Consider the following 7751-nt stretch of genomic DNA (forward strand, 5'->3'; position numbering starts at 1 on the left):
TGAGCCCTCCGTATGCTTCAGGCTCATTTCCGATAATAATCAGACAATTCCTACGAGGGCGATGGGAGCGCGCTTACAGCGCATCAGGTCTGGGACAAGAAATGATCGACGCGTTCAGTGGGCACTCGCTTCGCGTGGGCGCGGCACAGGATTTGCTCTGCGCGGGGTATGATGCTGCTGCCATCATGCGCGCAGGAGGGTGGAAGTCGATAAATATTCTGGGGAGGTATCTTGAATTGGCCGAGCATAATGTCTGGGCTCGATGATCGCAAATTCTCGATAACGTAAGAGATCGTGCCCCAAATGATCGATAACGGGCACTCTCGACCTTACGTCTCGGAGCCCAAACCCTTCTGAATCTGGAGCGTTAGAGTGTTCATCGAAACGGCACGAAAGTTGTGATGTCGCCACCTGTGACGATTTCGCCATCGCAAATAAGCCAGGCATGTGCATCCATCTGGCCATTTGACGATTTGCGGGCGCCAAGCTCTATCTTTGATTTGATGCTATATCGCTTAAGCCAGTTTTGGCCAGCTTGTGCCTGAACCAGGCAATCTGATCGCCATGGCACAAATTTTGCGGCCCGTGGGATAGCCCACGTCACGCGCGCGATCCGGGTTGCAACCTGTTGGGCAGGAGGAGCGCTCCGACTGGTTTGCCCTTGTGCGTTTTGAAGTTCCTGAAGTTCAGCTGCCTTGAAATGCGGTAGCTTCAGGCGAGCCCGCCCCAATGTTATGACGGCAACGCACAAGTCAGACCATTGTTGCCAGTTCAGTTGTCGCAGTTTAGAGAGCATATATTTTGGGTCTTCCACTTGAGACAGATCAGGCCTGTTGAATTAAGCCGTGCTCGACGAGCTCTTCGAGAAAACTGGTCACTTCGCTGTCCACAGTGTCTGGAGCATCAGTGAAAACGGCGCGGACTTGGTCGCATATTGCGGGGGGTGTCATGCCATCCGTTTTGCCAAGCTGTTCCCACACTACTGTGCCTACCGCATCTAAACCAAAATAGGTGCCGCTTCCAATGTGAAGGATGACGGTTTCCTCCCCGAGACGGCTTTCGATGGCGTCGGGGCTTGGTACATAAGTAACGCCTGCTTTTAAGTTCATATTCGTATGGTGCTCAGTTTCTTGGCATCTCAACTTCTGGAGCTAAAATCACGTTCAACGTTACCTACTTATCACTGGTCCCTACAGATGATTTCTATGACGCTCGTTGCTCAAAGTGATGAACCTGATGTATAAGACTATGTGGCAGTGCTTTGTCTTGTTTCGCCTTTATCCGGAAGCGGCAGGCCTATTCTTTCAAATATTTTGGCATGTACGCTGGTTAGTGAGGCGTAGTCACGAGGATAATGCAGTTCATAGACTGGAACATGACAAGCAACATCCGAGGCTTTGGCAAAACGACGCTTTGCTTCTATAGTGTCTGCTGCATCTAGAGCAAAGCTATTGGCGATCAGCGCCATACACGCGTCGGAAAATTTCAGCTTATCAATGCGAACTTCGTCCGTGGGTTCGACAATGCTAAACAAGGCTGATAGCGGTGCTCTGCTAGGGCCACTCACGAAAGAGACATGTTGTTTGCTAGTATAGTCGGCAACGGGCGCAGTGTGAACGACGTTAGTAAATAACTGATCAATCGAATCAGGGAAAAGCCTCAGACTTGGATAAACTCGCTCTGCGCTATAGGTACAATCTTTGCAGTCAATAACGACAGCGTCGTCACCCATTAGCGCCATCCCGAGATTATGAAGGCCGGCAGTCATGGTCGACTTGCCTCGCCCCGATGGGCCCATGAAACCAATCGCCCCTCGCGACGAATTTACCATTCCGCAATGAAGTACGAAGTGACCATCATGTGCCAACAGTCGAGGAATTATGAGGTCAGCCACAATATGAGTGACTGTCTCAGCGGAAGGTTTCGCTTGGTAGCAAAGAGAAAATAGTTTCTCTTTCGGATCTACCAATAAATCCACACCGAACACGCCTGACGGCAGTCGTCTTGGGAACCTCATCTTAACTTTAAAATCGTGCGCGGCCGTATCAGGCAATCTTCTCCACGTTTCAAAGATACCAGTAGACATTTAGCTAATATGTGTTGATTTCACGGTAACTTTGCAGTTCAGTCAAGCATTAGCATCTATTTCCACTTTTATTTTGACTGCAACCAGTACTAGTACCCGTATCAGTTTGTTCCGTGGTAATATTATTCGAGCCAGCCGCAGTCAGTGACACCATGCTGCCATAGATAGTCAGATTTGGACTAGCGTATGGTGTATCCACGTCAGTCTTTTTGCTGTCGAGATTAATTACATTAATCAATATATCTGTCATGTTATGTCCGACTCTAGGGATCTGATTTTGCCTAATTCAATGTAGGTTGGTCGGACAAGAAAAGCAAGTCGATGATCATGCTCATTCATGAGCTGTTGTGACCCTGGCGCAACAGAAGACAAGTCTCTAACAAGGTGTCGCCAAGCATTGAATGACTCGCCGTGGTTTTCATGGGAATTTTGGCGGCATCTAGCGTCCGATCGCTGATGCGGCCGTCTGAATTGTTGATACCCGCCATCACCACCAACTTCCAATCCGGCCACTGCGAGAATAGCGATTCGGTGAAAGTATAGCCTAAGTGCTCTTTGCCACGTCGCCAGCGCACTTCATCGGGCAAGAGTCCGGCCATCGCGCGGCGAAGTATGACCTTTGGCCAACCATCTTTTTGAAGCTGGTCCATTGGCAAGCTGAGACAAAATGTATGGACGCGCCGATCCATGAATGGATCGCGCGGCTCGATTCCGAAATGGGCAGCAACACGATCATATCGTTCCCTCCCAACGGTAATCCCCGATAGTTGCCAGGCCCAGAGCCGCTCTTCGGGAAAGGACATGCGACGAGGGCGATCTAAAAGACGCCATGCCTGAAGACTGTCAAATAGACCTGAGGAAAGGGCGAAATCAGGATCTATAATGGCGTCTTCAGAGATGTTTGGACGCTGGCGCTTGCGCCAACTTTGCCGCATCACACGAAGCCAATCGGGAACGAAGGCACTGCGCGTGGCTTGAATGAGTTGACGGGGCCCGCTTTCGCTTCCGGGTCCCCAAAATTTAGCCAGACCGGTAGCATCTCGCCATGCGCGCATCAGTTGGCCAGAGCGTATGTAGCGGCTCATCTGGCCGCCGTGCCCAAGCACCACGTCACCGGCAACACCGTCAAGCACAACTTTGACGCCTGCCCTCTGCGCCGCGAGATAGGTCGTTCGCGGTTGCGTCATGTGGAAGTCGAACGGCTCTTCGAGCGCCAACCAAGCCGCAATCAGGTCGTCTTTCCAAGGTTCGAGTTGGCTGTAGTCAATTGTTGTCGGCAAAAGGTTAGGCATTGTCAGTGCTGCGTGGATCGCCCGTGTTTCGACACAGGTGTCGGAAGTAGGTCCGACGCTGGAGAATGTGGGCAATGGTGACGTTGTCATCCGGCAGCCGAGTGCGACGATGGAGCCAGAATCCATACCACCGCTGAGCATAGAGCCAACCTGTCCGTCCGCCCCACGCAACCGGCATCGGACAGCCTCGGCCAAGACCTCACGAAACGCTTCCGCATAGGCCTCATCGCTCTTTAGGTGCTGAGGTTCTGGGGGGACCGCTTGCCAATATTGCCGTATTTGAAGGCCGCGGTCATCGACTGTTAGGCAATGCGCTGGCGGCAGACGAAAGACATCTTGGTACATGGTAGACTCAAAGCTGCCATGCTCGAAGCGAATCATAGCTTCAGCGAGACGGGTCTCATTTAGCTGTGGCTTGACACATGGAGCGCGCACAACAGCGCGGGCGGAGCTTGCGCATGCAAAAACCTGATAGGGGCGATGGGCATATATGAGTTGTCGCATGCCCATTTGGTCGCGGGCGGCGAAGATCCGTTTTTGGCGGGGATCCCAAATGGCAAACGCGAAGTCGCCCAGCAGATGCGTAGCGCAGTCTTCTCCCCAAGTCAGCCAGGCCAGAAGCGTCAGTTCGCCGTCGCCGATAACGCGACCCGCATTCTGCAGATCAAACTGGGTCAAGAGGGTATCGCGGTTGTCGAGCCGAATATGGCCGGTGATTTGGCAGCCGGTTTGCGGATGCAAGAATGGCATTTTCTCGCCCGCAGCTTCGGGGGTAGACGCAAGAAGCCTATGACCTAATGCGACGGGTCCGTCGCAGGCAATGCCTTCTCCATCTGGGCCGCGGCGCATGAGTTCAGAGAGCATCGGCTCGAGATCGGCTGGCTTTGCCGCGCGTCCGTCAAGATGCAATACAAGTGCAAGCCCGCTCATCGGTAAGGCCTCATGTCACTTGCGCGAAATTGCGTCAGCTCTTCGACGATCCGCCCGCCTGCGATTCGCACGACTTTGTCCGCGAGCGCGAGGCTTGCGGGGCGATGGGTGATCAAGATGACTGTGTGCCCGGCGAGTGCCCGGCGGCATTCACTTATGAAAGCTGCTTCGCCCTCCAGATCATACATCGACGTTGCTTCATCAAGCACAAGAATTGGAGGCTTGCGCAAGAGCGCGCGCGCCAGTGCGATGCGCTGTTGCTGGCCACCCGATAGGCGCAAGCCGCGGTCACCAATCAGGGTGTAATAACCCTCCGGCAGTTTGGTGATGAACTCATGTGCCTGAGAAGTGCGGGCCGCGGCTTCGATCTGGGCCTGATCGGCGTTGCTGTGACCAAACACGATATTGTCGCGGACACTGGCATTGCGCAGTTGGCGAGTCTGCGGGACATAGCCGATGGCGCGTCGCAGATGGTCAAGCGGTAGTGTTTCAATGTCCTGACCGTCAAGTAAGATGCGCCCGTCTGCCGGCTTAAGAAAGCCCAATAACAGGCCAATAGCTGTGGATTTTCCTGAACCATTCACGCCCGTCAAAGCAATGGTCTCGCCGGGGTGCACATGGAAGCTTAAACCATGCAGGGTAGGGCCGCGTTCGGGATAGGCAAAGGAGACATCCTCAAAACGGATGTCCCCAAGTACCTTGAGAAAAGGCGCGCCAGTCGCTGGAGGCTCCGTCGGTTCATTCAGTACGGCCTGAAGTCGCGCCAACGTACCGCGTGCAGTTTGGACTTGGCCATAGACGGATGCCAACTGCGATACCGGTCGCACCAAAAGTGCCGCATACATCAGGAAGCTGATGGTTTCGCCCGGGCTCATCTGCCCGGCCTGAAGACGTTGGCCGACCAAAACCAAGAGCACCGCCGCCGAAGCCGCCACGGCGAATTGCACCACAGGATCGACCACCGCATAAATCCGCGCCTGGTGCAGCGACAGGGTTTTCAGCCGGTTTATTCCTTCGGCGTGGATTTTTCGCTCTGCCGGTTCGGCAGTAAAGGCCTTTAGGGCGGGCAGGAGTTCTAGCATCTCTTCTACGCGTGTCGTCGTCGCGGCATGCTCGGCCTGTATGCGTTGGGCGAGACCACGCAAAAGCCGCCCCAGCACGCGCAGCATCACAAAGAAGAAGGGCACAAGCAGCGGCACAAGGAACGCAAGCACAGGGTCTATCGTGAAGAGCAACACCGTCGCCCCGCCTGCGGTCAACAGCAGCGGCAAAAGCGAGACAAGCGTACCAGTCACAAAATACCCAAGCCGGTCGATCTCAAATGTGGCCAAGGCCATCAGGCTGCCCCGTTCTTGCTGTTGATGCCACGGAACGGGCAGTGCCAGCAGGTGGTCGAATATCCTCTGGCGCAGATGGTTCAGAATGGACTGCGTGCTGCGGGCTGAGAGCAAGGCAGAAAGCGTCCTCAAAACCGCAGTCAGGGCAAGCAACCCCAAGATGGCCGCAAGGATGAACCCCGTACTATAATCTTGCGGGGTAGCGCTCAGGAATGCGTCGCCGATACGTCCGGCAAGCAGCGGCAACAGCAATGAGACGACCGACTCTGCCAGCAACAGCGTCATGAGCAGGGCGAGACCAGCCCTGTAAGGGCGAACCAATTGAAGCAGAAAGCGCGCGGTCATGATGACTTAGGCCGCTGCTTGCGTTCTTTGCGCAGCCGTTGGACCCGCTCGCGGTACCGGTGCAGATGCAATCTCGCCAATGACTTGTCGGCAAGCTCTGGATACGCTTGTCGCATGACCTTTTCCGCCGGCAAGAAAATTTCGCACAGGAAAGCAATACGCGAGCCTCCTGCGGGGAGTGATCTTATGTTGGTCCAAAGGCGCTTCAAAAAAGATGCTCGGATCAGATAGCGCTCGGCCAATGTGTCGCCGTCAACCGCTTTAAGCCGCGTCAATATTTGTTGTGGCACAGGCGTGCCGAGCCGCCTCTGGCATTCTTGTAACGCCTCATGTGCAATACCAGTCGTCCCTGTCCGTGTCGCGTCACTCAGAACAGCTTGCCACTGCTCGGGTGTGAGGCGGCGACTAAGAAGGTCCATGTCGACAAACCAGATAAGCCGATCACCGGCATAGGTCACCTCGGTCCCGACGAAATAAGCCCCGCTGAAATGTTGCGCGCGGTGCACGCAGGCGTGAAGGAGTGCGGTTTCGGGCGCAGGCATTCGGGCAACTGTCCCCAGAAGAGGAAGGTCAACCGCGCCTTTTATGATCGATCCAGTGTCAAACAAAGACGAAAGTGCCCAACCGCTCAGTAGGTTCCAATGCATATCGATGCAATGCGTTCCACCGTCCTTCTGCTCCAATCTCCACTCTTCCTGGGGCGCCCTTTCTGCATCACGTTCCGAGGTGCGACGAAATCTATGGCGTGCAAGAATGGCGCGTGCAGCGGGTACCTGAGATTCATGCACCAGCATATCCGTGTCGCCACGGGGGCGTTCTGCAGGTGACCCATAGACCGAATACGCCAAGGCTGTCCCCTTTAGCAAAACGGTCTTTATTCCGGCGCCATGCAAGTCTCGCAGCAGCGGCACAAGGATTTGTCGATGGCGGAGATCCCACATGGTTTCTGCGATGGCCTGTTGTCGCAGTGGGGCCTGAACCTGCGGCGGCAATGCGTTCATGACTGCGGGGCAGGATGCCAAAAGGGCCGACACTCCATGGTAGTGCGCACGGTCGGGAACCAAATCCGGATAGGGCAGGATGGGAAGCGTCGCATCTGCGCGCAAGGCCGCCGCGAGGAAGAGGTCTACGGTGTGTATGTCGTCTGAGGATACTTCGTTGGGAGCGCTGCTGCTCATTTTGCGGTCTCCGTCTTTGGGTGCTCTTCAAATTTCACGGCGGATAACATCAGAAAACACTCACTCCATTTTTTACCTCAATCCGCGATGGTGTCCAGCCGATCTCCTGGACCAGTGGCTTGCATGGTGACGCGTAGACATCGATTTCCTGCCTTGCCCTTTCTATCATCATAAAGCTGTAAACTATGATCTGAGCATCCGCACGGTCAAAAAAATTGGCCAAAGAGGTCGCAGAAAAGGCATGCCGTGACCCTTCACGCATCACTTGCTGCAGGTTGCGCAGCGCATGATCTGCTCTGTGTGGATCACAATACCTTGGCGAACAGGCGTACGAAAGGATGGATGGCATTCAATAAACGAACCCGCGGGTTCTGGAGCTGGCCAGTCACAACGTTTGGGCTTGAAGGAAATGCTCGATAACATGGACTATCAAGTGTGTGGTGGAGATATGCCCAAAAGTTGGTGACGTCTGTCATCAGGCGGCGTTTTTAAGTTGCTTGATCCCGTCCTTGAACTCAACCCCCTGAATGACTTCGGGCAGGCGGTTTGGTCCGGAGATCTTTCGCCACTTCTTCTTTGCTGA

The 7751-nt window shown here is 54.6% G+C and carries 8 protein-coding genes; 2 read left to right on the forward strand and 6 right to left on the reverse strand.

Annotated elements, in window-relative coordinates; genetic code table 11:
- Positions 1 to 38: 38 nt before the first annotated feature.
- Positions 39 to 266, forward strand: a complete 228-nt coding sequence (locus tag LC354_RS28180; RefSeq protein ID WP_223428715.1) for a tyrosine-type recombinase/integrase — start codon at positions 39 to 41, stop codon at positions 264 to 266.
- A gap of 110 nt (positions 267 to 376) precedes the next feature.
- On the opposite strand, the gene LC354_RS28185 is transcribed toward LC354_RS28180, so the two are convergent.
- From LC354_RS28185 to LC354_RS25165, 6 genes are all read right to left on the reverse strand, one after another.
- On the reverse strand, positions 377 to 796 hold the full coding sequence (locus tag LC354_RS28185; RefSeq protein WP_223428716.1) for a lasso peptide biosynthesis B2 protein: 420 nt from the start codon (positions 794 to 796) through the stop codon (positions 377 to 379).
- A gap of 28 nt (positions 797 to 824) precedes the next feature.
- Positions 825 to 1109: a PqqD family protein gene (locus tag LC354_RS25145; RefSeq protein WP_223428711.1), complete on the reverse strand. Its 285-nt coding sequence runs from the start codon at positions 1107 to 1109 to the stop codon at positions 825 to 827.
- 137 nt (positions 1110 to 1246) lie between these two features.
- A complete protein-coding gene (locus tag LC354_RS25150; RefSeq protein WP_223428712.1) occupies positions 1247 to 2086 on the reverse strand; it encodes a hypothetical protein in 840 nt (279 codons plus the stop codon).
- Positions 2087 to 2421: 335 nt separating this feature from the next.
- On the reverse strand, positions 2422 to 4308 hold the full coding sequence (locus tag LC354_RS25155) for an asparagine synthase-related protein (RefSeq protein WP_223428713.1): 1887 nt from the start codon (positions 4306 to 4308) through the stop codon (positions 2422 to 2424).
- Positions 4305 to 5990, reverse strand: a complete 1686-nt coding sequence (locus tag LC354_RS25160) for an ABC transporter ATP-binding protein (RefSeq protein ID WP_223428714.1) — start codon at positions 5988 to 5990, stop codon at positions 4305 to 4307. The genes LC354_RS25155 and LC354_RS25160 overlap by 4 nt, the downstream gene beginning before the upstream one ends.
- Positions 5987 to 6991 carry a nucleotidyltransferase family protein gene (locus LC354_RS25165; protein WP_263289614.1) on the reverse strand — a complete coding sequence of 335 codons (1005 nt, stop codon included), beginning with the start codon at positions 6989 to 6991 and terminating at the stop codon, positions 5987 to 5989. The genes LC354_RS25160 and LC354_RS25165 overlap by 4 nt, the downstream gene beginning before the upstream one ends.
- On the opposite strand from LC354_RS25165, the gene LC354_RS25170 reads away from it, so the two are divergent.
- Complete coding sequence (locus tag LC354_RS25170; RefSeq protein ID WP_223428718.1) at positions 6914 to 7138, forward strand: hypothetical protein; 225 nt, start codon at positions 6914 to 6916, stop codon at positions 7136 to 7138. The two genes, LC354_RS25165 and LC354_RS25170, sit on opposite strands and share 78 nt — an antisense overlap.
- Positions 7139 to 7751 lie beyond the last annotated feature (613 nt).

This window comes from Tateyamaria pelophila (assembly GCF_019966495.1).
Classification (GTDB): Bacteria; Pseudomonadota; Alphaproteobacteria; order Rhodobacterales; family Rhodobacteraceae; genus Tateyamaria; species Tateyamaria pelophila.